At 76.3% G+C, this 23,677-nt stretch carries 22 protein-coding genes; 4 read left to right on the forward strand and 18 right to left on the reverse strand.

Annotated elements, in window-relative coordinates; all coding sequences use genetic code 11:
* Positions 1-268: 268 nt before the first annotated feature.
* The 12 genes from tyrS to pheS all read right to left on the reverse strand — a co-directional run bounded on the left by tyrS (position 269) and on the right by pheS (position 14,062).
* Positions 269-1,558, reverse strand: a complete 1,290-nt coding sequence (gene tyrS / locus HLV61_RS22840; protein ID WP_369259688.1) for a tyrosine--tRNA ligase — start codon at positions 1,556-1,558, stop codon at positions 269-271.
* Complete coding sequence (locus tag HLV61_RS22845; RefSeq protein ID WP_369259747.1) at positions 1,555-2,232, reverse strand: DNA-3-methyladenine glycosylase; 678 nt, start codon at positions 2,230-2,232, stop codon at positions 1,555-1,557. Before HLV61_RS22845 ends, tyrS begins: the two co-directional genes overlap by 4 nt.
* The gene (gene argH / locus HLV61_RS22850; protein WP_369259690.1) at positions 2,196-3,641 is read right to left on the reverse strand and encodes an argininosuccinate lyase; all 1,446 of its coding nucleotides are present in this window, start codon (positions 3,639-3,641) and stop codon (positions 2,196-2,198) included. The genes HLV61_RS22845 and argH overlap by 37 nt, the downstream gene beginning before the upstream one ends.
* Positions 3,638-4,192, reverse strand: coding sequence for an arginine repressor (locus HLV61_RS22855; protein ID WP_369259692.1), 555 nt, complete (start codon positions 4,190-4,192; stop codon positions 3,638-3,640). The genes argH and HLV61_RS22855 overlap by 4 nt, the downstream gene beginning before the upstream one ends.
* Positions 4,189-5,136: an ornithine carbamoyltransferase gene (argF, locus tag HLV61_RS22860; protein WP_369259694.1), complete on the reverse strand. Its 948-nt coding sequence runs from the start codon at positions 5,134-5,136 to the stop codon at positions 4,189-4,191. The genes HLV61_RS22855 and argF overlap by 4 nt, the downstream gene beginning before the upstream one ends.
* Positions 5,133-6,320, reverse strand: a complete 1,188-nt coding sequence (locus tag HLV61_RS22865) for an acetylornithine transaminase (RefSeq protein WP_369259696.1) — start codon at positions 6,318-6,320, stop codon at positions 5,133-5,135. Before HLV61_RS22865 ends, argF begins: the two co-directional genes overlap by 4 nt.
* The gene (argB, locus tag HLV61_RS22870; RefSeq protein ID WP_369259698.1) at positions 6,317-7,333 is read right to left on the reverse strand and encodes an acetylglutamate kinase; all 1,017 of its coding nucleotides are present in this window, start codon (positions 7,331-7,333) and stop codon (positions 6,317-6,319) included. The genes HLV61_RS22865 and argB overlap by 4 nt, the downstream gene beginning before the upstream one ends.
* Complete coding sequence (gene argJ / locus HLV61_RS22875; RefSeq protein WP_369259700.1) at positions 7,330-8,481, reverse strand: bifunctional glutamate N-acetyltransferase/amino-acid acetyltransferase ArgJ; 1,152 nt, start codon at positions 8,479-8,481, stop codon at positions 7,330-7,332. Before argJ ends, argB begins: the two co-directional genes overlap by 4 nt.
* Positions 8,478-9,518, reverse strand: a complete 1,041-nt coding sequence (gene argC, locus HLV61_RS22880) for an N-acetyl-gamma-glutamyl-phosphate reductase (RefSeq protein ID WP_369259702.1) — start codon at positions 9,516-9,518, stop codon at positions 8,478-8,480. Before argC ends, argJ begins: the two co-directional genes overlap by 4 nt.
* A gap of 190 nt (positions 9,519-9,708) precedes the next feature.
* The gene (locus tag HLV61_RS22885) at positions 9,709-10,521 is read right to left on the reverse strand and encodes an SDR family NAD(P)-dependent oxidoreductase (RefSeq protein WP_369259704.1); all 813 of its coding nucleotides are present in this window, start codon (positions 10,519-10,521) and stop codon (positions 9,709-9,711) included.
* Positions 10,521-12,995, reverse strand: a complete 2,475-nt coding sequence (gene pheT, locus HLV61_RS22890; RefSeq protein ID WP_369259706.1) for a phenylalanine--tRNA ligase subunit beta — start codon at positions 12,993-12,995, stop codon at positions 10,521-10,523. The genes HLV61_RS22885 and pheT overlap by 1 nt, the downstream gene beginning before the upstream one ends.
* Positions 12,995-14,062, reverse strand: coding sequence for a phenylalanine--tRNA ligase subunit alpha (gene pheS / locus HLV61_RS22895; RefSeq protein WP_369259707.1), 1,068 nt, complete (start codon positions 14,060-14,062; stop codon positions 12,995-12,997). Before pheS ends, pheT begins: the two co-directional genes overlap by 1 nt.
* A 219-nt stretch (positions 14,063-14,281) precedes the next feature.
* Here pheS and HLV61_RS22900 point away from each other — a divergent pair, with 219 nt between their 5' ends.
* Together HLV61_RS22900 and HLV61_RS22905 are read left to right on the forward strand one after the other, a co-directional pair.
* Positions 14,282-15,124, forward strand: coding sequence for an EamA family transporter (locus HLV61_RS22900; protein ID WP_369259709.1), 843 nt, complete (start codon positions 14,282-14,284; stop codon positions 15,122-15,124).
* Positions 15,125-15,198: 74 nt separating this feature from the next.
* Entirely contained in the window at positions 15,199-17,550 is a 2,352-nt protein-coding gene (locus tag HLV61_RS22905) for a diguanylate cyclase domain-containing protein (protein WP_369259711.1), read from the forward strand.
* Between the two features lie 51 nt (positions 17,551-17,601).
* Here HLV61_RS22905 and HLV61_RS22910 read toward each other — a convergent pair whose 3' ends face one another.
* The 6 genes from HLV61_RS22910 to HLV61_RS22935 all read right to left on the reverse strand — a co-directional run bounded on the left by HLV61_RS22910 (position 17,602) and on the right by HLV61_RS22935 (position 21,318).
* Positions 17,602-18,186: a DinB family protein gene (locus tag HLV61_RS22910; RefSeq protein WP_369259713.1), complete on the reverse strand. Its 585-nt coding sequence runs from the start codon at positions 18,184-18,186 to the stop codon at positions 17,602-17,604.
* A gap of 34 nt (positions 18,187-18,220) precedes the next feature.
* On the reverse strand, positions 18,221-19,012 hold the full coding sequence (locus tag HLV61_RS22915; RefSeq protein WP_369259715.1) for a TrmH family RNA methyltransferase: 792 nt from the start codon (positions 19,010-19,012) through the stop codon (positions 18,221-18,223).
* A gap of 166 nt (positions 19,013-19,178) precedes the next feature.
* Positions 19,179-19,565, reverse strand: a complete 387-nt coding sequence (gene rplT / locus HLV61_RS22920; protein ID WP_369259717.1) for a 50S ribosomal protein L20 — start codon at positions 19,563-19,565, stop codon at positions 19,179-19,181.
* Positions 19,566-19,599: 34 nt separating this feature from the next.
* Complete coding sequence (rpmI, locus tag HLV61_RS22925) at positions 19,600-19,794, reverse strand: 50S ribosomal protein L35 (protein WP_093579785.1); 195 nt, start codon at positions 19,792-19,794, stop codon at positions 19,600-19,602.
* A 112-nt stretch (positions 19,795-19,906) separates the two neighbouring features.
* Complete coding sequence (infC, locus tag HLV61_RS22930) at positions 19,907-20,437, reverse strand: translation initiation factor IF-3 (protein ID WP_369259719.1); 531 nt, start codon at positions 20,435-20,437, stop codon at positions 19,907-19,909.
* A 389-nt stretch (positions 20,438-20,826) separates the two neighbouring features.
* The gene (locus tag HLV61_RS22935) at positions 20,827-21,318 is read right to left on the reverse strand and encodes a PH domain-containing protein (protein ID WP_369259721.1); all 492 of its coding nucleotides are present in this window, start codon (positions 21,316-21,318) and stop codon (positions 20,827-20,829) included.
* Positions 21,319-21,372: 54 nt separating this feature from the next.
* Between HLV61_RS22935 and HLV61_RS22940 the strand changes: the two genes are divergently transcribed.
* Positions 21,373-22,467, forward strand: a complete 1,095-nt coding sequence (locus tag HLV61_RS22940; protein WP_369259723.1) for an MBL fold metallo-hydrolase — start codon at positions 21,373-21,375, stop codon at positions 22,465-22,467.
* Between the two features lie 58 nt (positions 22,468-22,525).
* Positions 22,526-23,656, forward strand: coding sequence for a uroporphyrinogen-III synthase (locus tag HLV61_RS22945; protein ID WP_369259725.1), 1,131 nt, complete (start codon positions 22,526-22,528; stop codon positions 23,654-23,656).
* The last annotated feature ends 21 nt before the right edge of the window (positions 23,657-23,677 follow it).

Here is a 23,677-nt window from a genome sequence, read left to right on the forward strand (position 1 = left end):
CTGACTTTCGGCACGCTGTTGAGTTCTCAAGGAGCGGACGCACACCCATTCGACCCTCTCGGGCGTCCTCGGTGGCTTGTTGTCCATCTCTGCGCCCGCAACGGGCGGCTCCTGCTGGGGCCTCCCCGCTCGCCCTCCCGGGCTGTGCGGCGCGCAGAGAGAAAGTTACGTGGCTGCCGGGGCCGTGTCAAACCGGTCCGGTCGTGACGCCGGACACCGTTCCGGAACCGGCGTGTCACCTCGCGTTCACGCGTCCGGGCGTCCTCGGCTAGCGGCCGGCGGGCACCCGCTGCACGCCGGCGACCGAGCGCTTGCCACGCCGCAGCACCAGCCAGCCGCCGGGCAGCCAGGCGTCCTCGCCGGGGACGGCGTCGGCGTCGGTCACCCGCTCGTTGTTCAGGTAGGCGCCACCCTCCTTCACCGTCCGCCGGGCCTCGGACAGGCTCGAGACCAGGCCCGTCCGCTGCAGCAGGGCGGCGACGGTCGGCGTCGCGCCGTCGACGGTGACGCCGCCGGCCTCCCGGAGCGCTGCGCCCAGGGTGTCGGCACCGAGCGCCGTCAGGTCCTCCCGGCCGAACAGCGCACGTCCGGCCGCCTCGGCCTGCCGCAGTTCCTCGGGTCCGTGCACCAGGGACGTCAGCTCCTCGGCCAGCGCCCGCTGGACCGCCCGGGACGCGGGACGCTCCGTGCTCTCGGCGACGAGCGCGGCCACCTCCTCGGCCGGCCGCTCGGAGAACTGGGGCAGCCAGGTGAGCGCGTCGGCGTCGTCGGCGTTGAGCCAGAACTGGAAGAAGGCGTAGGGCGACGTGAGGGCGGGGTCGAGCCAGACGGTGCCGCCCTCGCTCTTGCCGAACTTCTGCCCGTCGGACTTCGTGACCAGCTGGGTGGACAGGGCGTGCACCGTGGCGCCCTCCACGCGGCGGACCAGGTCGATGCCCGCGGTGAGGTTGCCCCACTGGTCGGAGCCGCCGGTCTGCAGCGTGACGCCGTGGCGGCGGAGCAGCTGCAGGAAGTCGTGCGCCTGCAGGATCTGGTAGCTGAACTCGGTGTAGCTGATGCCGGCCTCGGAGTTCAGCCGCGCGCTCACCGCCTCCTTGGCCAGCATCCGGCCCACCCGGAAGTGCTTGCCGAGGTCGCGCAGCAGGTCGATGGCCGACAGCGGCTCGGTCCACGTCAGGTTGTCCACGTACACCGGTGCCGCCAGTCCGTCGCGCTGGGCGGGCAGGTCCAGGAAGGGCGCCACCTGCCGGCGGATGCCGTCCACCCACTCGGCCACGGTGGCCCGGTCGTTGAGCTGACGCTCGGCCGTGGGACGCGGGTCCCCGATCAGCCCGGTGGCCCCGCCCACGAGCACGACCGGCCGGTGCCCGGCACGCTGCAGCGCCCGGAGCACCATGAACTGCACGAGGTGGCCGACGTGCAGGCTCGGCGCCGTCGGGTCGAAGCCGCAGTAGTAGGTGACCGGTCCGGCCGCGAGGTGCGCGCGCAGCGCCTCCTCGTCGGTGGTCTGGGCGATGAGCCCGCGGCGCTGCAGTTCGTCGAGGACGGAGGAGGTCACGAGGTCCCAGTCTGCCCGGCGGTGCGTCGGCGCGGGCCACCCGGGCGGAAGGCGCTCACCGACGTCGCCCCCGTCTCCCAGAACCGCCACGGCAGCCCGGTGGCGCGGCTGATCCCGACCCGCGGGCCGGCCGAGACGGCGGACGGCGGCTCCCCCGCGTGCAGCCGCACCGACGACGCCGGGTCGAGGACGTCGGCGCCGCCGTCGTCCGGGCCGATGCCGAGCGCCGCGGTCAGCCGGGCCGGGCCGCGGGCCAGGTCGCGGGCCACCTTCGCCGAGGGACGGCGGACGGCGGCCAGGTCCTCCCCCGCCACCACCTCCCCGGCGCGCAGCAGCACCGCCGAGGCGCGCCCGGCGGGCCCGACGACGACGTTGGCGCACCAGTGCACGCCGTAGCTGAAGTACACGTAGAGCCGCCCGGGCGGGCCGAACATGATCGCCGCCCGGGGCGTCGGGCCGCGGTGGGCGTGCGAGGCGGGGTCCTCCCCCTCCCCCGAGTACGCCTCCACCTCGGTCAACCGGACGGCGACGCTGCCCTCGGGCCGGTCGGTCACCACCCAGCAGCCCAGCAGCGCCGGGGCGACGACGTCGACCGGTCCGAGCAGCTCGTCGGCGGTGACCAGCCGGTCCGGCGGGGTCAGAGCGCGGCCGCCACGGGCGAGTCGGCCGACCAGCGGCCGTGCGCGGCGACGACGTCCTCCAGCGCGGCGAGCTGCCCGGCGACCCGCTCGGGCGCCGTCCCCCCGCGGGTGCTGCGGGCGGCCAGCGCGCCCTGCACCGAGAGCACCGAGCGCACGTCGGGGGTGAGCCGCTCGTCGATGCCGGCGAGCTGGTCGTCGTCGAGCTCGTCGAGCTCGAGGCCGGCCTCCTCGCAGAAGGACACCATCGCGCCGGAGATCTCGTGGGCGGAGCGGAACGGGACGCCGTTCTTCACCAGCCACTCGGCGACGTCGGTGGCCAGCGCGAAGCCCTGCGGCGCGGCGGCCTCGAGGACCTCCGGGCGCAGGGTGAGCGTGGCGACCATGCCGGTGACCGCGGGCAGCAGCAGGAGCAGCTGCTCGAGGGAGTCGAAGACCGGCTCCTTGTCCTCCTGCAGGTCGCGGTCGTAGGCCAGCGGCAGGCCCTTGAGCATGGTCAGCAGCCCGGTGAGGTTGCCGACGAACCGGCCGGACTTGCCGCGGGCGAGCTCGGCGATGTCGGGGTTCTTCTTCTGCGGCATGATCGACGAGCCGGTGGCCCAGGCGTCGTCGAGGCGGGCCCAGCCGAACTCGGTCGACGTCCAGAGGACGACCTCCTCCCCCAGCCGGGACAGGTGGACGCCGACCAGCGCCGCGGCGAAGCAGAACTCCGCGGCGAAGTCGCGGTCGCTGACCGCGTCGATCGAGTTCTCCGCGGCGCGGTCGAAGCCGAGCTCGGCGGCGACGGCGTCGGGGTCCAGCGGCAGCGAGGAGCCGGCCAGGGCGCCGGAGCCCAGCGGGCTGACGGCGGCGCGGCGGTCCCAGTCCTGCAGCCGGTCGACGTCGCGGGCGAACGCGTGCGCGTGGGCGAGCAGCTGGTGGGCGACGAGCACCGGCTGGGCGTGCTGCAGGTGCGTCATGCCGGGTGCGGGGACGTCGAGGTACCGCTGCGCCAGCCCCATCAGCGCGTACTCCAGCGAGGACAGCGCGCCGACGAGCGCCCGCACGTTGTGCCGCAGGTACAGGCGCAGGTCGGTGGCGACCTGGTCGTTGCGCGAGCGGCCGGCGCGCAGCTTGCCGCCGAGCGCGCCGAGCTTGCCGAGCAGGCCGCGCTCGAGGGCCTCGTGCACGTCCTCGTCGGCCTCGACCGGCGCGAAGCTGCCCGCGGCGACCTCCGCCGACAGCTCGGTCAGGGCGGCCAGCATCTGCGCGAGCTCGTCGTCGGTGAGCAGCCCGGCGCGGTGCAGCACCCGGGCGTGCGCGCGGGAGCCGGCCAGGTCGTAGGGGGCCAGCCGCCAGTCGACCTCGGTCGACTTCGACAGCGCCGCCATCGCCGGCGACGGCCCGCCGCCGAAGCGGCCACCCCAGAGCCGGGTCTGCGAGGCGGGGGCGGTCGGGTCGGTCACGGGGTGCTTCCTCCGGGAGGGACGTCGTCGGACAGGTCGTCGTGCAGCTCCGGGTAGACCGCCGGCGTGCGGGCGGCCAGCGCGCGCAGCCGCTCGGCCAGCGCCGGTCCGCCGTCGGGGTCCCGGGAGACGACGAGCAGAGTGTCGTCGCCGGCGATGGTGCCCAGCACGTCGGGCAGGCCGACCTTGTCCAGCGCCGAGGCGAGGAACTGCGCCGCACCCGGCGGGGTGCGCAGGACGGCGAGGTTGGCGCTGCCGTCGGCGCTGGTGAGCAGGTCGGCCAGGAGCCGGGTGAGACGGGCGGGCGCGGCCTGCGCCGGGCGGAGCGGGGCGTTCTCCGGCGGCAGCACGTAGGACGCCGGAGCGCCGTCGGAGCCGCGCAGCTTGACCGCGCCGAGCTCCTCGAGGTCGCGCGAGAGCGTGGCCTGGGTGACCTCGATGCCGCCGGCGGCCAGCAGCGCCGCCAGCTGGGTCTGCGAGGTCACCGGCCGGGCGGTGATCAGCTCGGCGATGCGGGCCTGCCGCGCCGAGCGGGTCAGCGCAGAGGTCACGCCGATCGCTCCAGGAGCCAGGTGAGCAGCGCCTTCTGGGCGTGCAGCCGGTTCTCCGCCTCGTCCCAGACCACGCTCTGCGGCCCGTCGACCACCTCGGCGGCGATCTCCTTGCCGCGGTACGCCGGCAGGCAGTGCAGGACGACGGCATCGGCGGCGGCCCGCTCCAGCGCGGCCTCGTCGACGGCGTAGGGCAGGAACGGCGCGATCCGGGTGTCGTACTCGTCCTCCTGGCCCATCGAGACCCAGGTGTCGGTGGCGAGGACGTCGGCGCCGTCGGCGGCGGCCGCGGGATCGGCCGTCCACAGCACCGACCCGCCGGTCTCCGCGGCGATCTCCGCGGCCCGCTTCAGCACCTCGGGCGCCGGCTGGAAAGCCTCCGGGGAGCCGATCCGCACGTGCATCCCGGCGGTGGCGCCGCCCAGCAGGTAGGAGTGCGCCATGTTGTTGGCGCCGTCGCCGAGGTAGGTCAGCGACCGGCCGGCCGGCGACCCCTTGTGCTCGATGACGGTCTGCAGGTCGGCCAGGACCTGGCAGGGGTGGAAGTCGTCGGTCAGCGCGTTGACCACCGGCACCCGGCTGGTGGCCGCCATGGTCTCCAGCCGGTCCTGGCCGAAGGTGCGCCACACGATCGCCGCGACCTGCCGGTCGAGCACCCGGGTGGTGTCCTCCACCGGCTCGCCGCGGCCGAGCTGGCTGGCGCCGGCGTCGATGACCAGCGGGTACCCGCCGAGCTCGGCGACGCCGACGGAGAACGACACCCGTGTGCGGGTGGAGGGCTTGTCGAACAGCACCGCCACCGCCCGCGGCACGCCGTTGGCCGCCCGCAGCGGGGTGGGCGCAGCGCCGGTGTGCCGGGTGCGCTTGAGCTCGGCGGCCAGCGCGAGGACCTCGGCCTGCTCGTCGGGGGTCAGGTCGTCGTCGCGGGTGAGGTGCCGGGTCACGGGGCCGTCTCCAGTGCGGTGTCGAGGGCCGCCGGGAGGGCGGCGACGAAGGCGTCGACCTGGGCGTCGGTCAGCACCAGCGACGGCGCGAGCCGCAGCACGTCGGGGGCGACGGCGTTGGCGAGGAAGCCGGCGTCGCGCAGCGCGCCCTCCAGCGCGCCGGCGACGGTCGCGGTGAGGACGACGCCGAGCAGCGCGCCCCTCCCCCGCACCCCGGCGATCCCGGCGTGCCCGAGGCCCTCGATGCCGGCGGTGAACCGGTGCTCGAGCTCCTTGGCCCGCTCGAGCAGGCCCTCGTCGCGCATCGTGTCGAGGACGGCGAGCGCGGCGGCGCAGGCGATCGGGTTGCCGCCGAACGTCGACCCGTGCGAGCCGGCGGTCATGAGCTCCGCGGCGTCGCCGAAGGCCAGCGTGGCGCCCAGCGGCAGCCCGCCGCCGACCGCCTTGGCCAGGGTGACCAGGTCGGGCTGCAGGCCGTCGGCCTGGTGCGCGAACCAGTGGCCGGTGCGGCCGGTGCCGGTCTGCACCTCGTCGACGGCGAACAGCGCGCCGGCGTCGGCCGCCGCGTGCGCCGCGGCGGCGAGGTAGCCCGGCGGGGCGGGCAGCACGCCGCCCTCGCCGAGCACCGGCTCGAGCAGCACCATCGCCGTCCGCTCCGAGACCACGCCGGCCAGCGCGCCGGCGTCGCCGTAGGGCACGTACCGGACGCCGCCGGGCAGCGGGGCGAACGCGGCGGCCTTCGACGGCTGCCCGGTGAGCGCGAGCGCGCCCATCGTCCGGCCGTGGAAGGCGCCCTCGGCGGTGACCACCTCGGGACGCCCGGTCAGCCGGCTGATCTTGAACGCGGCCTCGTTGGCCTCGGCGCCGGAGTTGCAGAAGAAGACCCGCCCCGGCCGGCCGGCCAGCTCGAGCAGCCGCTCGGCGAGCGTGACGCCGGGCTCGTGCATCGCCAGGTTGGAGACGTGCCCCAGGGTCTGCGCCTGCCGGGTGATCGCCTCGACGACCTTCGGGTGGGCGTGGCCGAGGATCGTCGTCGCGATGCCGCCGAGCAGGTCGGTGTACTCGCGGCCGTCGACGTCCCAGACCGTGGCGCCCTCACCGCGCGCGAGCGCGACCGGCGGCGTCCTGTAGTTGCCCATCATCACGGCCGACCAGCGGGTGGCCAGCTCCTCCGTGTGGGTCATGCCGGCTCCTCTCCCGTCAGCGAGTGGGCGGGGACGACCATCGTCCCGGTGCCCTCGGTGGTGAACATCTCCAGCAGCAGGGCGTGCGGGGTCCGGCCGTCGACGACGGTCGCCCGCTTCACCCCGCCCTCGACCGCCCGGAGGCACGCGGCCATCTTCGGGACCATCCCGGCGTCCAGGCCGGGCAGGATCTCGGCCAGCTCGGCGGCGTCGATCTGCTGCACGAGCGAGTCGCGGTCGGGCCAGTCGGCGTAGAGGCCCTCGACGTCGGTGAGGACGACGAGCTTGACCGCGCCGAGGGCCACGGCGAGCGCGGCGGCCGCGGTGTCGGCGTTGACGTTGTGCACCACGCCGTCCCGGTCGGGGGCCACGGTGGCGACCACGGGGATCTTCCCGGCGGCCAGCAGCGCGGTGACCGGCCCGGGGTCGACGGCGACGACGTCCCCGACCCGGCCGACGTCGACCGGCTGCCCGTCCACGACCGCCGTCGTCCGCTCGGCGGTGAACAGGCCGCCGTCCTCCCCGGACAGCCCGACCGCGAGCGGGCCGTGCTGGTTGACCAGCCCGACCACCTCGGGCGTGACCTGGCCGGTGAGGACCATGCGCACCACCTCGACGGTCTCGTCGGTGGTCACCCGCAGGCCGCCGCGGAACTCGCTCTCGATGCCGAGGCGGCCGAGCATCTCGGTGATCTGCGGGCCGCCGCCGTGGACGACGACGGGCAGGATGCCGCAGGTCCGGAGGAACACCATGTCCTCGGCGAACGCCCGGCGGCACTCCTCGTCGACCATGGCGTGCCCGCCGTACTTGATCACCACCACGTTGCCGTGGAACTCGCGCAGCCACGGCAGCGCCCCGGTGAGGACGGCGACCTTGCGGGCGTCGCCCTCGGGGTCGTCGGTCCGCATGACCCGGGTGGTGCCGATCCGGCGGCGCGGCGGGGCCGGCTCGTCGACCCGGACGTCGGGCGGGGTGGGGTCCTGCGCCTCGGGGGTGCCTCCGTCGCCGGTCACGTCGAGTACGCCGAGTTCTCGTGCACGTAGGCGATGGACAGGTCGTTGGTCCAGATCGTCGCCTGCTCGCCGCCGGCGCCGAGGTCGACGTCGATGGTGATGGCCCGGCCGGTGAGGTCGACGCCCTCGCGCGGGTCGCCGATCGCGCCGCCGCGGCAGACGGTGACGCCGTTGATGGTGACGTCGACCCGGTCGGGCTCGAAGGCGGCGTCGGTGGTGCCGATGGCGGCGAGCACCCGTCCCCAGTTGGGGTCGTTGCCGAACAGCGCCGTCTTGAGCAGGTTGTTGCGGGCGCACGCCCGGCCGGCGGTGAGCGCGTCCTGCACCGTCGCGGCGTTGCGGACGGTGATCGCGATGTCCTTGGTCGAGCCCTCGGCGTCGGCGAGCAGCTGCATGGCCAGGTCGGTGGCCGCGGCGGTGAGCGCCTCGGTGACCTCCTCCGCGCCGGGCGTGACCCCGCCGGCGCCGTTGGCCATCGCGATCACCGTGTCGTTGGTGGACAGGCAGCCGTCGGAGTCGACCCGCTCCAGGCTCACGCCGGTGGCCTGCTGCAGCGCGGCCTGCAGGGTGGCGCTGTCGACGGCTGCGTCGGTGGTGAGGACGACGAGCATCGTGGCCAGGCTCGGCGCGAGCATGCCCGCGCCCTTGGCCATCCCCCCGACGCTCCACCCGTCGCGCTGCACGACCGTCGTCTTGGGGACGCTGTCGGTGGTCATGATCGCCCGGGCGGCCTCGGGACCGCCGTCCGCGGCGAGCCCCTCGGCGGCGTCGGTGACGCCGGGCAGCAGCCTGTCCATGGGCAGCCGGACGCCGATCAGCCCGGTGGAGGCGACCGCGACGTCGATGGCGCCCAGGCCCAGCTCGGCGGCGGTGTGCTCGGCGGTGGCGTGGGTGTCGGCGAAGCCCTCGGGGCCGGTGCAGGCGTTGGCGCCGCCGGAGTTGAGGACGACCGCCCGCAGCCGGCCGGTGGCCAGCACCTGGCGGCTCCACTGCACCGGCGCGGCCGGGAAGCGGTTGGTGGTGAAGACGGCGGCGGCGCTGTCCTGCGGGCCGTCGTTGACGACCAGCGCGACGTCGGGGGCGCCGCTGCTCTTCAGCCCGGCGGCGACGCCGGCCGCCCGGAAGCCCTGGGGCGCGGTGACGCTCACGGCGCCACCGCCACCAGGGGCAGGCCCGCGGTCTCGGGCAGGCCGAGGGCGAGGTTGGCGCTCTGGATCGCCCCGCCCGCGGTGCCCTTGGTGAGGTTGTCGACCGCGGCGACGACGACCAGCCGGCCCGCGTCCGGGTCGACGGCCACCTGCACCGCGACGGTGTTGGCGCCGAGCACCTGCGCGGTCGTGGGCCACTGCCCCTCGGGCAGCAGGTGCACGAACGGCTCGTCGGCGTAGGCCTCGGCGTAGGCGGCCCGGGCGGCCGCCACGTCGACCCCGCTCGTGAGCGGCGCCGAGCAGGTGGCGAGGATGCCTCGGCTCATCGGGACGAGCGTGGGCGTGAAGCTGATCCTCACCGGGCCGCCCGCGGCCGCGCCGAGCGTCTGCGCCATCTCGGGGGTGTGCCGGTGCCCGCCGCCGACGCCGTAGGCGCTCACCGACCCCATGACCTCGCTGCCGAGCAGGTGCGGCTTGGCCGACTTGCCCGCTCCGGAGGTGCCGGACGCGGCGACCACGACGACGTCGGGCTCGACCAGGCCGGCCGCCAGCGCCGGGGCCATCGCGAGGGTGACCGACGTCGGGTAGCAGCCGGGGACGGCGATCCGCCGCGCGCCGGCCAGCTTCTCCCGCTGGCCGGGCAGCTCCGGCAGGCCGTAGGGCCAGGCGCCCGCGTGCTCGCCGCCGTACCAGCGCGCCCACGCCGCCGGGTCCTCGAGCCGGTGGTCGGCGCCGCAGTCGACGACCAGGGTGTCCTGGGACAGCTGCGCGGCGATCGCGGCGGACTCGCCGTGCGGCAGCGCGAGGACGACGACGTCGTAGCCGGCGAGGTCCTCGGGCGCGCTGGGGCGGACCTCGAGGTCGGCGAAGGGCAGCAGGTGCGGCTGCAGCTCACCCAGGCGTCGGCCGGCGCTGCTGTTCGCGTGCACCCCGGCCAGGCGGAGGTGCGGGTGCCCGGCGAGCAGCCGGCACACCTCTCCCCCCGCGTAGCCGGTGGCGCCGGTGACCCCGACCGTCCACGTCTGCCCTGTGCTCACGATGCATGACCATACAGGCCCGTGCATGACCTTCCATCGAGGGGGTCTCCCCCTGCTGCCCCGCGCGGTCGTGCTCCGCCCACCATCGGGGGCAGGGCACGAGCAGCAGCCGCAGGGACTCCCGTGGGCAGTCGTGCTCTGCCCACAGGTGTGTGCAGAGCACGACCACTCGGAGGGCGTCCGCCGCACCTCAGGCCAGCGGGTCGCCGTCGCCGTACGGGACGAGCCGCAGCTTCCGGGCGTCGCCCTCCGGCGTCGTCGTCCGCAGGGTGTCCAGGTCGTCCACGCCGGCGCGGAAGAACCGGCCCGACCACTGGTCGAGCTCGCCGGCGGCGATGGCCACCACGAGGTCGACGACGTCCTCGGGCCGGGTCCAGTCGGTGCGACCCTCGTGCATCGGCATCGCGCGGGTCATCGCGGTGTCCACGACGCCCGGCGCGAGGTCGAAGGCCCGGACCCCGTGCGCGGCGCCGGCCAGGTCCACGGACTCGGTGATCCGCATCTGCGCGGTCTTGCCGGCCGAGTAGGCGCTGTAGTGCGGATCGGCGCGGGTGCCGATCCCGCTGGCCAGCCCGACCACCCGCCCGCTGCCGACGGCGACCATCCCGGGCAGCACGGCGCGGGCGACCAGGAACGGCCCGCGGACCTGGCTCTCCACCACCTGCCACCACTGGTCGGGGTCGGCCTCCCACAGCGGCACCTCGGCGGCGTCGATGAGGCCGGCGTTGTTGACCAGCAGGCCCACCGGCCCGAGCTCGTGGGTCACCTCGGCGACGGCGGCGTCGACCGCGGCCCGGTCGGTGACGTCGGCGGCCACCGCGAGCGTGCGGGCGCCGGTGGCCGCGGCGATCGCGTCCATCGCCGTCCGCAGCCGGTCACCGCCGCGCGCGATCCCGGCGACGGCGGCCCCGCGCGCGGCCAGCCCCTCGGCGAGGTGCCGGCCGATGCCCGCCGACGCCCCGGTGACCAGCGCGACGGTGCCGGACAGGTCGGGTCCGGACATCACGCGTCGGCGCTGCGCAGGGTGATGCCCTGCAGCTCGACGACGGCGAGGATGCCCTCGCGCACGTGCGCGACGTCGGCGGCGGTCAGCGTCCGGTCCGGCGCGCGCAGCACCAGCGAGTACGCCAGCGACCGCGACCCGGCCGGGACCGGCGGGCCGGACCAGACGTCGAACAGGTGCACCGCCTCGAACAGCTCCCCCGCTCCCCCGCGCACCAGCGACTCCACGTGCGACGCGGTGATCGCGTCGGGCACGACGAAGGCGAGGTCGAGGAAGACCGGCGGGAAGATGGACAGCCGCGGCCCCACGGGCACCGGAGCCGGCGGCAGCGCGTCGACGTCGAGCTCCATGACCGAGGTGCGGGCCGGCAGGTCGAGCGCCGCGCACACCCGCGGGTGCAGCTCGCCGGCGTACCCGACGACCCGGTCGTCCACCACGAGCTCGGCGCAGCGCCCGGGGTGCCAGGGCGCGGACTCACCGGGGCGGACGAACAGCTGCACGCCCGCGGCGGCGGCCACCACCCGGGCGGCCTGCACGGCGTCGGCCCAGCCCGCCGCGCGGCCCGGTCCCCACCAGCCGCGCGGCTCGCGCTGGCCGGTCAGGGCGACCGCGACGTGCCACGGCTGATCGGGCACCGCGCCCAGCAGCGCGGCGAGCGTGTCGTCGTCGGGACGGGAGTCGACCCCGGGCAGCGGCGCCGGCGTGCCCACGCCGCCGAGGAAGACCGCGCCGTGCTCGAAGAGGGCGACGTCGCGGCGGCCGCGGGCGAGGTTGCGGGCCAGCGTGGCCAGCAGCCCGGGCACCAGCGTGGTGCGCAGCGCCGGCTCCTCCTCCGACAGCGGGTTGCGCACGAGGACCACCCGGCGGCGCTCGTCGTCGTCGGCCAGTCCGAGGCCGTCCAGCGCCGGGGTTCCGACGAAGGGATACGACGGCGCCTCGACGTAGCCGGCCTCGGCCAGCGCCCGGCCGATCGTGCGGCGCCGGCGCTGGGTCTCGGTGAGCCCGCGCCCGGGCGGTGCCGTGGGCAGCACCGAGGGGACGTCGTCGTAGCCGGCGAGCCGGACGACCTCCTCGACGAGGTCGGCGGGGTCGGTGAGGTCGGGGCGCCACGTCGGCGGGGTGACGGTGAGCGTGCTGCCCGCCGCCTCCACGGCGCAGCCGACGGCCTCGAGCAGCTCGACCACCCGCGCGGGCGGGTAGGGCACGCCGGAGACCCGGCCGGGGCGCCCGGCGTCCAGCGCGATCGCCGGGCGCGGGCGTCGGGTGTCGGCGTCGACCGGCGCGCCGACGACGCGGGCGCCGCCGTACTCGGCCAGCAGCTGCGCGGCGCGGGCCAGCGCGACGACGGTCATCTCCGGGTCGACGCCGCGCTCGAAGCGCTTGGCGGCCTCGCTGGGCAGCCGGTGCCGGCGGGCGGTGCGGGCCACCCCGGTGGGCTCCCAGTGCGCCGCCTCGAGCAGCACCGCGGTCGTGCCGTCCCCGATCTCGGTGGTCGCCCCGCCCATGACCGCCGCCAGCCCGATCGGGCCGGTGTCGTCGGTGATGAGCAGGTCGTCGTCGGACAGGGTCCGCGAGGTGCCGTCCAGGGTGGTCAGCCGCTCCCCCTCCCGGGCGCGGCGGACGACGATCGGCCCGGTCACCGCGTCGCGGTCGAAGGCGTGCATCGGCTGGCCGAGCTCGAGCATCACGTAGTTGGTGACGTCGACGGCCAGCGAGATCGACCGGATGCCGGACTGGGTCAGCCGGCGGCGCATCCACCACGGGCTCGGCGCCGTCGGGTCCAGGCCCTCCAGGGCGACCACCGAGAACCGGTCGCAGCGGTCGGCGTCGGCGACGGTGACCTCCCACGCCGGCTCGCCGGACCAGCCGGGCACCTCCGCCGCGCCCGGGTCGCGCCAGCCGACGGCCAGGCCGGTGCCCATCTCGCGGGCGATGCCGCGCATGGACAGGCAGTAGCCGCGGTCGGGAGTGACGGCGAGTTCGATGACGACGTCGTCGAGACCGACCACGGCCGCCGCGTCGGCACCCGGCTCGGGGCCGCCGCCCCCGCTGGTGAGCACCAGGATCCCGGCGTGGTCCTCGCCGATGCCGAGCTCCCGGACCGAGCAGATCATCCCGTCGGACACGTGGTCGTAGGTGGTGCGCGCGGCGATCGCGAAGCCGCCGGGCAGCACCGCGCCGGGCAGCGCGACGACGACGGTGTCGCCGGCGGCGAAGTTCCGGGCACCGCAGACGATGCCGCGCGGCTCGGCCTCGCCGACGTCGACCCGGCAGTACCGGATCGGCTTCTTGAAGCCGGTCAGCTCCTCGATCTCCAGCACCCGGCCGACCACCAGCGGGCCGGTGACCTCGGCCGGGCGGTGGACCTCCTCGACCTCCAGGCCCAGCCGGACGAAGGCGGTGTCGAGGTCCTCGACGGTCACCCCGGCGGGGACGTCGACGTACTCGGCCAGCCAGCCGACGGGGACCCGCATCAGAGCTCCACTCCGAACGCCTCGGTGAACCGGACGTCGCCCTCGACGATGTCGCGCATGTCGCCGACGCCCGAGCGGAACTGCAGCGCCCGCTCGATGCCGAGGCCGAAGGCGAAGCCGCTGAACTCCTCGGGGTCGACCCCGCAGGCGACGAGCACCCGCGGGTTGACCATCCCGCAGCCGCCCCACTCGACCCAGCGCGGGCCGTCACGGTGCTCGGGGAACCACACGTCGAACTCCGCCGAGGGCTCGGTGAACGGGAAGTACGACGGCCGCCAGCGGGTGACCGCCTCGGGGCCGAACAGCGCCCGCGCCAGGTGGTCGAGGGTGCCGCGCAGGTGGGCCATGGTCAGCCCGCGGTCCACGGCCAGGCCCTCGACCTGGTGGAACACCGGGGTGTGCGTCGCGTCGAGCTCGTCGGTGCGGTAGACCCGCCCGGGGGCGACGACGTAGACCGGCGGCGTCCGGGACAGCAGGGTGCGGGCCTGCACCGGGCTGGTGTGCGTGCGCAGCACCAGGCCGGAGTCCTCCGGCGCCACGAAGAAGGTGTCCATCATCGTGCGCGCCGGGTGGTCGCGGCCGATGTTGAGCGCGTCGAAGTTCAGCCACTCGGCCTCGACCTCGGGGCCGTCGGCGACCTCGTAGCCCATGCCGACGAACACGTCGGCGATCCGCTCGGTCAGCGTGGTCAGCGGGTGCCGGGCGCCGCGCGGGGTCCGGTCCCACGGCAGCGTGACGTCGACCCGCTCCTCGGCCAGCACCCGGGCGTCGCGCTCGGCCTCGAGCTCGGCCTTGCGCGCCTCGTAGGCCTCGGTGACGGCGACCCGGGCGGCGTTGACCCGCTTGCCGGCGTCGGCGCGGGCGGCCGGGGGGAGCGCGCCGAGCTCGCGGCGGGCCAGCGGCACGGGCGCGCGGTCACCGAGGTGGGCCGGGCGGACGGCGGCCAGCGCCTCGAGGCCGGCGGCACCCGCGAAGGCCTCGCGGGCCGCGGCGACGGCGGCGTCGAGGGCCTCGGCGGAGAGGGCCGCGACCTGCTTGGGGTCGTAGGGGTCGTTGGCGCCGGACACGGGAGGCCATTCTGCCCGCCGCCCCGTTCCCCCCGCCCCCGGGTTCTCGGCTCCGGCGTCCCCGTGCGGCGAGATCGCGCGATCTCGTACACCACAGCGCCCGTGGCGGTGCGAGATCGCGCGATCTCGACCGGGGGCGGGCGGTGTCGGCACCGGCTGCCAGGATCGCCCGCGACCGCGGCACGGGACCGGCGGCACGGACCCGGGAGGGCGCACCGCATGGCGATGCTGCTGGCGCTGGCCTCGGCCGTCGTCTACGGGATGGCCGACTTCGCCGGGGGCATGGCCAGCCGGCGCGCGACCGCGGCCGCCGTCGTCGCACTCTCCCAGGGCGCCGGGCTGGTCGCCGTCGTGCTGCTGCTGCCGTGGCTGGGCGGGGACCCCGGGCCGGCGGACCTCGGGTGGGGCGCGGCCGCCGGAGTCGCGGGCGCGGCCGGGCTGCTGCTCTTCTACCGCTCCCTGGCCGCCGGGGTGATGAGCGTGGTCGCCCCGGTGACGGCGGTGTCGGCCGCGGCGCTTCCGGTGCTGGGCGGCCTGCTGCTCGGCGAGCGGATCGGCCCGCTGGCCGCCGCCGGCATCGCCCTCGCCCTGGCCGCCGTGGTGCTCGTGGCGGCCGAGGACGGGCTGTCCTCGCTGCGCAGCGCCCGGCTCGGCACCGTCGCCCCGGCCCTGGCCGCCGGCGCGGGGTTCGGGCTGTTCTTCGTGCTGCTCGACCGCACCGGCGAGGACGCGGGCCTGAGCCCGCTCGTGGCCGCCCGGGTGGTGTCGGTGCTCCTGGTCGGCGGGCTGGCGCTGGCCACGGGGCGCTCGCTGCGGGTGTCCCGCGGTGTGCTGCCGGTCGTGCTGCTGGCCGGGGTGGGCGACATGGCGGCCAACGCGCTGTTCCTCGTCGCCACCCAGGTCGGCGGGCAGCTGGCGATCACCGGCGTGCTGGCCTCGCTCTACCCGGCGAGCACGGTGCTCCTGGCGCAGGTGGTGCTGCGCGAGCGGCTGGCCGGCGCGCAGCGCGCGGGTCTGGCCGTGGCGGCCGCCGCCGTCGTGCTCATCGCCCTCCCCGCCTGACCCCGCTGCCCCGTCCGGGTGACCCCCTGGCGCGCCGGGCTGGGGCCGGGGTCGTTGCTGCCGACAACCAGGGGGTGACCACCCGTCCCCAGGAGGCACCGGTGCAGCCCGGACCCGATCCCGTCCTCGACGAGGCACTGCGCGGCGTGCGCAGCGCCTTCCAGCCCATCGTCGAGATCGACACCGGGCGGGTGGTGGCCTACGAGGCGCTCGCCCGCGGCCCCGTCGGTCCGTTCGAGCGGCCCGATGCGCTGTTCGCCGCCGCCCGCGCCGCCGGGCGCCTCGCCGAGCTCGACGAGGCCTGCCGCGCCGCCGCGTTCCGCGGTGCCGCCGGCGCCGGCCTCGTCTCGCCGCTGACCGTCTTCGTCAACGTCGAGCCCGAGGTGCTCGACACCGCTCCGCTGGCCGACCTCGTCGCCATCGCCGAGGGCGCCCCCGGCGACCTGCGGGTGGTCATGGAGATCACCGAGCGGGCGATCGCCGCGCGGCCGGCCGAGCTGCTGCGCACCGTGGAGCGGGTCCGCGAGCTGGGCTGGGCCATCGCCGTCGACGACGTCGGCGCGGAGTCCATGTCGCTGGCCTTCCTGCCGCTGCTGTGCCCCGACGTCGTCAAGCTGGACCTGCGCCTGGTGCAGGAGCGGCCCGGCCCCGCGATCGCCGAGATCATGAACGCCGTCAACGCCTACGCCGAGCGCAGTGGTGCCGTCGTCCTGGCCGAGGGCATCGAGACCGCCGAGCACCTCGCCTACGCCCGCGGGCTGGGCGCCACGCTCGGGCAGGGCTGGCTGTTCGGCCGTCCCGGCCCGGGTGCCGACGAGCACCTGCCGGTCGGCGAGCTGCTGCTGCCCGGTGCCGGCCGCCCCTCCGGCGCGGTCGGCACCGTCTCCCCGTTCGCCTGCCTGCCCGACGACGTCCCGCTGCGCCGCGCCCCCAAGGCGCTGCTCATCGAGCTGTCCAAGCAGCTGGAGCGGGAGGCGATGCGCCTCGGGGAGACCTGCGTGGTGGCCGCGACCTTCCAGGAGGCCCGCCACTTCACCGTCTCCACCACCCAGCGCTACCGCGACCTGGTCGAGCGCACCGGCTTCGTCTGCGCGCTCGGCGAGGACCTGCCGGTGGAGCCGCTGCCCGGTCTGCGCGGCGCGCACCTCGACCCCGACGACCCGGTGCGCGGCGAGTGGGACGTCGCCGTCCTCTCCCCGCACTTCAGCGCCGCGCTGCTGGCCCGCGACCTGGGCGACGAGGGCCCCGACCTCGAGCGCACCTTCGAGTACGCGCTGACCTACGACCGCGCCACGGTCTCCCGCGCCGCGCAGTCGCTGCTGTCCCGGGTGGCCCCGCGGACCGGGGACGGGACACCGGCCGACCCCGCTGCGCCGCGCCCCCCGGTGCCGGTGAGCCGCCCGGCTGCCGGCCTGGCCGTGGGGACGACGACGGCCGAGGTGCTGCTGCGCCGCGCGCTGGAGGCCACGCCCAGCGGGGTCACCGTCGTCGACATGCGGCTGCCCGACCAGCCGATCGTCTACGCCAACGAGGCCTTCCGGCAGCTCGCCGGCCTGCCCTCGGAGGAGATCCTCGGCCGCAACTGCCGGCTGCTGCAGAGCCCGGACACCGACCCCGGCGCGGTCGCGCGGATCCGCGCGGCGGTCGAGGCCGGGCAGGCGTGCCGGGAGACCGTGCTCAACCTGCGCGGCCCCGACCGGACGCCGTGGTTCAACGAGCTGCACCTGGCGCCGGTGCACGACTCCGACGGCGCCGTGGTGCAGTACATCGGCGTGCAGGTGGACGTGACCGCGCGCGTGGAGGCCGAGCGGGCGCTGGTCCGCGAGCGCGACCGCACGTCGGCGGCGCTGGCCCGCATCCAGGAGCTGGCCTACACCGATCCGCTCACCGGGCTGCTCAACCGGCGCCGGCTCGAGGAGCAGGTGGAGGCCGCGATATGGGAGGCCCGCGCCCGCGGCGACGCCCTCGGCCTGCTGTTCGTCGACCTCGACGGCTTCAAGGCGGTCAACGACCGGTTCGGCCACGCCGCCGGCGACGAACTGCTGCAGGTGGTCGCCCGCCGGCTGCAGGAGCGGGTCCGCCGCCGCGACCTGCTGGCCCGCCTGGGCGGCGACGAGTTCCTCGTCGCGCTGCCCGACCTGCGGCCGGAGACGGCGCTGGCCGAGGCGACGCGCGTCGCCGACGAGCTCACCGCCTCGCTCCGCCGCGCGGTGCCGCTGTTCGGCAGCGAGGTCCACGTCGGCGCCAGCATCGGCGTGAGCGTCTGCCCGGAGGACGGCGTCGTGTTCGCCGACCTGCTGCACCGCGCCGACCTGCGCATGTACGACCGCAAGGCGGCCACCCGCGGGGTCGCCGTCCGGGCGGCCACCGCCCGCGCGGCGGCGGGGTCGGCACCGGTCCCGAGGCGGGAGCCGGTCCGGCCCTGAGCCGCCCACCGACGGGGGGACGGCGCCGCGGCGTCGTCCCCCCGTCGCGGTTCAGCGGAACCGGGCCGCGGCGCGCTCGACCTGCTCGCGGTAGGCCGCGCGGTCGTCCTCGCCGTCGCGCGTGAGGTTGCCGGCGTCCCGGCGCAGGCCGGCGACACCGTCGAGGCCCTCGCGCAGCACGTCGGCGTGCCCGGCGTGCCGGCTGACCTCGGCCAGGACGTGCACCAGCAGCGTGTGCAGCGTCGGGTGCCGCCGCTCCTCCGGCCACCACGCCACCTCCCCGACGGCGTCCAGCGGCAGCGCCGCGACCGTCGCGTCGGCGTGCGCGGTGGCCCGGGCGTACAGCCCCAGCACGTCGTCGCGCGGCTCGTCGGCGCGGACCCACAGGTCGTCGTCGTCGCCGGCCCCGGGGTCGTCCCACACCATCGGCTCGGGGAACGGCCGACCCATGCAGTTGCCGAGGTAGCCGGCCTCGACGCAGGCCAGGTGCTTGACCAGGCCGAGCAGGTTGGTGCCCGTGGCCGTCAGCGGGCGGCGGGCGTCGTACTCCGAGAGGCCCTCGAGCTTCCACAGCAGCGCCCCGCGAGCGGTGGTCAGGTAGCGCAGCAATGCGGCCTTCGCCGCGGCGTCGTCCACGCCGGCCACCCTGCCCGGTCCCGGCCGTGGACGCTCAGTCCTGCGCGAGCTGGGTGGCGTAGAGACAGATCGCCGCGGCCGCGGCCAGGTTGAGGCTCTCGGCGCGCCCGCGCATCGGGATCCGCACGCGGGCGTCGGCGGCGCCGGCCAGCTCCGGCGGGACGCCGCGCGCCTCGTTGCCGAACAGCCACAGCACCGGCCCGGTGAGCGCGGACCCCAGCTCGTCCAGCGCCGTCTCCCCGGCGCCGTCGGCGGCCAGCACCGTGACCCCGCCCGCCCGGAGGTCCGCCACCAGCGGGCCCAGCGGCGCCCCGCGGACGACGTCGACGTGGAACAGGCTGCCGGCGCTCGCCCGCACCGCCTTGCCGCCGTACGGGTCGGCCGAGCCGGCGCCGAAGACGACCGCCCCGGCGCCGCACGCGTCGGCGGTGCGCAGCACGGTGCCGGCGTTGCCGGGGTCGGCGAGGCCGGCCAGGCCGACGGCGAGCCGCGGCGGCCCGGCGGTCAGCCGCTCGGCGGGCAGGTCGCGCAGCGCGCAGACGGCGACCAGGCCCTGCGGGGTGACCGTCTCCGACAGCCCGGCGGCGGCCTTCTCGGTGACCAGCCGGACGGGGACGGCCGTACCCCCCAGCAGGTCGCGGTGCGCGGCCGCGGCGGCCTCGGTGGCGAAGACCTCGCGCACGTCGTCCGGCGCGGTGGCCAGGGCCTCCGACACCGCCTGGCGGCCCTCGGCGAGGAAGGCGCCCGCGGCGTCGCGGCCGGCGCGCCGGGTCAGCTTGCGGGCGGCGGCGACCCGCCCCGACCGCTCGGTCAGCAGCTCGCTCACGTCGTCGTCCTCCCGTTCGGGTCGAGATCCCGCGATCTCGACGTCCTCGGGGCGCCTGGGCGTCGAGATCGCGCGATCTCGACGGTGCAGTCGGACCCCGGACGCACCGACGCCGCCGGTGCCGGCCCTGGTGGACCGGACACCGACGGCGTCGGGAGGTGCTGCGTTACGCGGCCTGCTCGCCACCGGCCGGCGCCGCGGCGACGGCGGTCCGGGCGGTCTCCACCAGGGCGGCGAAGGCGGCGGGCTCGTTGACCGCCAGCTCGGCCAGCACGCGGCGGTCGAGCTCGATGCCGGCCAGCTTGAGGCCCTGCATGAACCGGTTGTAGGTCATGTCGTTCTGGCGCGCCGCGGCGTTGATGCGGGTGATCCACAGCTTGCGGAAGTCACCCTTGCGCACCTTGCGGTCGCGGTAGTTGTAGGTGGCCGAGTGGAGGATCTGCTCCTTGGCCTTGCGGTACAGGCGCGAACGCTGACCGCGGTACCCGCTGGCGGCCTCGAGGACCGTCCGGCGCTTCTTCTGGGCGTTGACCGCCCGCTTCACGCGTGCCACGTGAGTACTCCTAACTCGTTGCGGAGGCGGGGGCTCAGATGCCCAGCAGCTTCTTGAGGGTCTTGGTGTCGGCCGGGGACATGACCTGGTCCTTCTCCAGCCGGCGCTTCTGCCGCGAGCTCTTGTGCTCGAACTTGTGCTGGTTGCCGGCCTGCTCGCGCATGAGCTTGCCGGTGCCCGTCACGCGCACGCGCTTGGCGGTGCCCTTGTGGGTCTTCTGCTTCGGCATGTCCTCGTCGTCCTGTTCGTCCGTCGCTCGTCCGGCGCGGCGCCGTGCGGCAGCACGGGGCTGCCGCACAGCACCGTCGGTCTGTGGTGGTGCGGTCCTGCGGGCCGACCGGTCAGGCCGTGGAGTCCTGGCCCTCCGCGGCCCTGTCGGCCTTCGCCTGGCGGCGGGCGCCGTCGGTCGCGGCCTGGTTCCGGTGCGGTGCGATCACCATGACCATGTTCCGGCCGTCCTGCTTGGGGTTGGACTCGATGACGCCCAGTTCGGAGACGTCGGCGGCGAGCCGCTGCAGCAGGCGGTAGCCCATCTCGGGCCGCGACTGCTCGCGACCGCGGAACATGACCGTGATCTTGACCTTGTCGCCGCCCTTGAGGAAGCGCTCGACGTGGCCCTTCTTGGTCTCGTAGTCGTGCGGGTCGATCTTGAGGCGCAGCCGCATCTCCTTGATGACGGTGAGCGCCTGGTTCCGCCGGGCCTCGCGGGCCTTCTGGGCGGACTCGTACTTGAACTTCCCGTAGTCCATCAGCTTCGCGACCGGCGGCCGGGCCATGGGCGCGACCTCGACGAGGTCGAGCTCGGAGTCCTGCGCCAGGCGCAGCGCCTCGCCGATCGACACGATGCCGACCTGCTCGCCCTCCGGGCCCACCAGTCGGACCTCGGGGACGCGGATACGGTCGTTGATACGGGGCTCGGTGATGGCCTCTCCTCTGCTCTGTCACACGGGAGGAGGCCGCGCCCGTCCGGGCACCGGAGACGACGAGAGCCCCGTGAGCGGGTGTGCTCACAGGGCCCGTCTCGCCGGTGCGGCACCGGCCCGTCGCCGGGCCGGGCACGTCGCGGGACCCGGCCGGGGCAGGCCGGACTCCGCGAACCGGGACCTGGGCACCTCGACGGTGCCAGGTGGGAGCGGGCTCCTCTTGGGTCAGCGGCCCGGGGCAGGGCCGCTGGAGTGGTTCACGCGCCTCGTGTAGCGGGGAGGCACGCCCATGCTACAGCGTCGCCGGGAGCTGGGACATTCCCCCTGCCATCGGGCGCCTAGTCCCAGAGCAGGGGGCCGCGCACCGGCGCGGGACGGGCGGCGCGGTCGGCCTCCAGCAGCGCCCGCAGTCCCTCGACGGCGCGGGCCGCCCGCTCGCCGTCGACGGCCTGCAGGGCCGTGATCGAGAGGGCGTCGCCGTTGCTCAGCTCGAGCGTGGCCCACCAGGCCCTGCGGTCGAAGCGCACCCCGCGCACGGCCTCCCAGGGCAGCGTCCGGCCGCCCACGACGTTGCGCACCCGGATCCCCGAGGCGTCGGCGTCGACCCGGGAGCGGCCCAGCGCCAGGACGGCGGCCCCGACGAACACCCCCACGCCGCCGATGGCCACGCGGTCGGCGGCGTCGAAGGGGTTCAGCGCCGAGGAGGGCTGGCTGTACAGCGCGACCACGGCCATGACGGCGACGACCGCGAGGGCCAGCAGCGCGCACGCCACGCGCAGTACGCGGGGGACGGCGGACACGCGGGCGGGGACTGCGGACGGCGCGGGCACGCCCCCATGGTCCCAGCCCGTCCCGGCCGGCCGCGGCTGGCAGAGTGCCGGGACGTGGAGGGCACCGACGGCGGCACGACCGGCACCGGCGCGACCGGCACCGAGGTGACCGGGCACGCGCAGCGCAGCGCCTGGCGCGAGCGGTCGGTGCCCGGCGTCGAGCGGGTGCGGCCGGGCCTGTGGTCGGTGCCGGTGCCGATGGGCGGACCGCTGCGCTGGGTGAACGCCTACGTGCTCGAGCTGGCCGGCGGCGGGCTGGGCCTGGTCGACACCGGGTGGGACGCCGACGACAGCTGGGCGGCGCTGTGCGCGGGCCTGACCGCCCTGGGCGGCGACGTCTCCGACGTCCGCGGCGTGCTGGTCACCCACCTGCACCTGGACCACGTCGGCCTGGCCGCCCGGGTGCGCGAGGCCTCCGGTGCCTGGGTGGCGATGCACCCGGCCGACGCCGCCGGCATCACCTCCTTCACCAGCCGCCGCCCGGAGGAGCTGGTCGAGACCGAGGTCGCCTTCCTCGTCTCCCTCGGCGCCCCGCCGGAGGACGCGCGCGGCGACGCCGGCACCGCCGAGCAGCGGGTCGGCCTGCTGCGCGTGGCCCGGCCCGACCGGCTGCTGGAGGACGGCGATCTCGCCGACCTGCCCGGCTGGTCGCTGCGCGCCGTGCACACCCCGGGCCACACCGAGGGCCACCTGTGCTTCGCCGACGAGGCCGGCGGCCTGTTCTTCTCCGGCGACCACGTGCTGCCGCGGATCAGCCCCAACATCTCCACGCACGCCGGCGGCGCGGCCGACCCGCTGCGTGACTACCTGGGCGCCCTCACGGCGGTCGCCGGACGGGAGGCCGAGGAGGTGCTGCCCGGCCACGAGTGGCGCTTCCGCGGCCTGGCCGCACGCACCGCCGAGCTGCGCGCGCACCACGAGCACCGGCTGGCCGAGCTGCTGGCCGCCGTCCGGGAGCACCCGGGCAGCACGCCGTGGGAGCTGGCCGCCCACCTGACCTGGTCGCGGCCGTGGTCGCAGTACGAGCGGCGGATGCGGATCTTCGCCGTCACCGAGACCGACGCGCACCTGCGGCTGCTGGTCAGCCGCGGGCTGGTCACCGGCGACGGCGCGGCGGTACCCACGTGGACGGCGGCGCACCTGCGCTGACCCGGGCCCGTGCAGGGGCCGACACACGACCGCAACGCCCACCGGCCACCATGGTCCGGTGACCTCCCCGCCCGACACCGCACCGGAGCCGGTGACCGCCCCGGCGCCGCTCGCCGGGTACACCGTGGCCGTCACCGCCGCCCGCCGGCGCGAGGAGCTCGGCGCGCTGCTGGACCGCCGCGGCGCCCGCGTCGTCTACGCCCCGGCCATCCGGATCGTGCCGCTCTCCGACGACGCCGAGCTGGTCGCCGCCACCGAGCAGGTGCTGGCCGCACCGGTCGACCTCGTCGTCGCCACCACCGGCGTCGGGTTCCGCGGCTGGCTCGAGGCCGCCGACGCCTGGGACCTGCCGCTCGTCGAGCACCTGCGCACCGCCCGGGTGCTGGCCCGCGGCCCCAAGGCGCGCGGCGCCATCCGCGGCGGCGGTCTGGTCGACGCGTGGTCGCCGGCCTCGGAGTCCTCGGCGGAGGTGCTCGAGCACCTGCTGTCGGGGGCGGAGGGGCCGCTGGCGGGCCGCCGGATCGCCGTCCAGCTGCACGGCGACCCGCTGCCGGACTTCGTCGGCGCGCTGCGCGCGACCGGCGCCGAGGTGCTGACGGTGCCGGTGTACCGCTGGGTGCTGCCCGAGGACGTCGCTCCGCTGCGCCGGCTGGTCGGGATGGTCGTGGCCCGCACCGTCGACGCGGTCACCTTCACCAGCGCCCCGGCCGCGGCCAGCCTGCTGTCGGTGGCCGCCGAGCTCGGCCGGCACGAGGACCTGGTGGCCGCGCTCGGCAGCGGCGTGCTGCCGGTCGCCGTCGGCCCGGTGACCGCCGGCCCGCTGACCGCCGCCGGGATCGGGACCGTGCAGCCGGAGCGCTCGCGGCTGGGCGCCCTGGCCCGCGAGGTGGTGGCCCGGCTGCCCGAGCGCGACCCGGTGCTGCGGATCGGGTCCGCGCAGCTGCAGGTGCGCGGGTACGCCGCCGTCCTCGACGGCCGCCTGGTGGAGCTGCCGCCGGGCTCGATGGCCGTGCTGCGGGCGCTCGCGGCCCGCCCGGGGGCCGTCGTCGCCAAGGCCGACCTGGTGCGCGGGCTGCCCGGCGGCGGGGACGGCCACGCCGTCGAGATGGCCGTGACCCGGCTGCGCGCCGCGCTCGGGCCGGGCCTGGTCGAGACGGTCGTCAAGCGCGGCTACCGCCTCGGCGTGTGACGCGAGATCTGCACACCCGGG

Origin of the sequence: Geodermatophilus amargosae, from assembly GCF_041028265.1 — a bacterium.
GTDB lineage: Bacteria > Actinomycetota > Actinomycetes > Mycobacteriales > Geodermatophilaceae > Geodermatophilus > Geodermatophilus amargosae_A.

Coding starts and splice junctions, on each gene's coding strand:
- HLV61_RS22865 (WP_369259696.1), bottom strand. CDS start 6,320: ATGACCCACACGGAGGAGCTGGCCACCCGCTGGTCGGCCGTGATGATG.
- HLV61_RS22885 (WP_369259704.1), bottom strand. CDS start 10,521: ATGTCCGGACCCGACCTGTCCGGCACCGTCGCGCTGGTCACCGGGGCG.
- pheT (WP_369259706.1), bottom strand. CDS start 12,995: ATGCGGGTCCCCGTCGGCTGGCTGGCCGAGTACGTCGACGTCCCCGCC.
- HLV61_RS22900 (WP_369259709.1), top strand. CDS start 14,282: ATGGCGATGCTGCTGGCGCTGGCCTCGGCCGTCGTCTACGGGATGGCC.
- rpmI (WP_093579785.1), bottom strand. CDS start 19,794: ATGCCGAAGCAGAAGACCCACAAGGGCACCGCCAAGCGCGTGCGCGTG.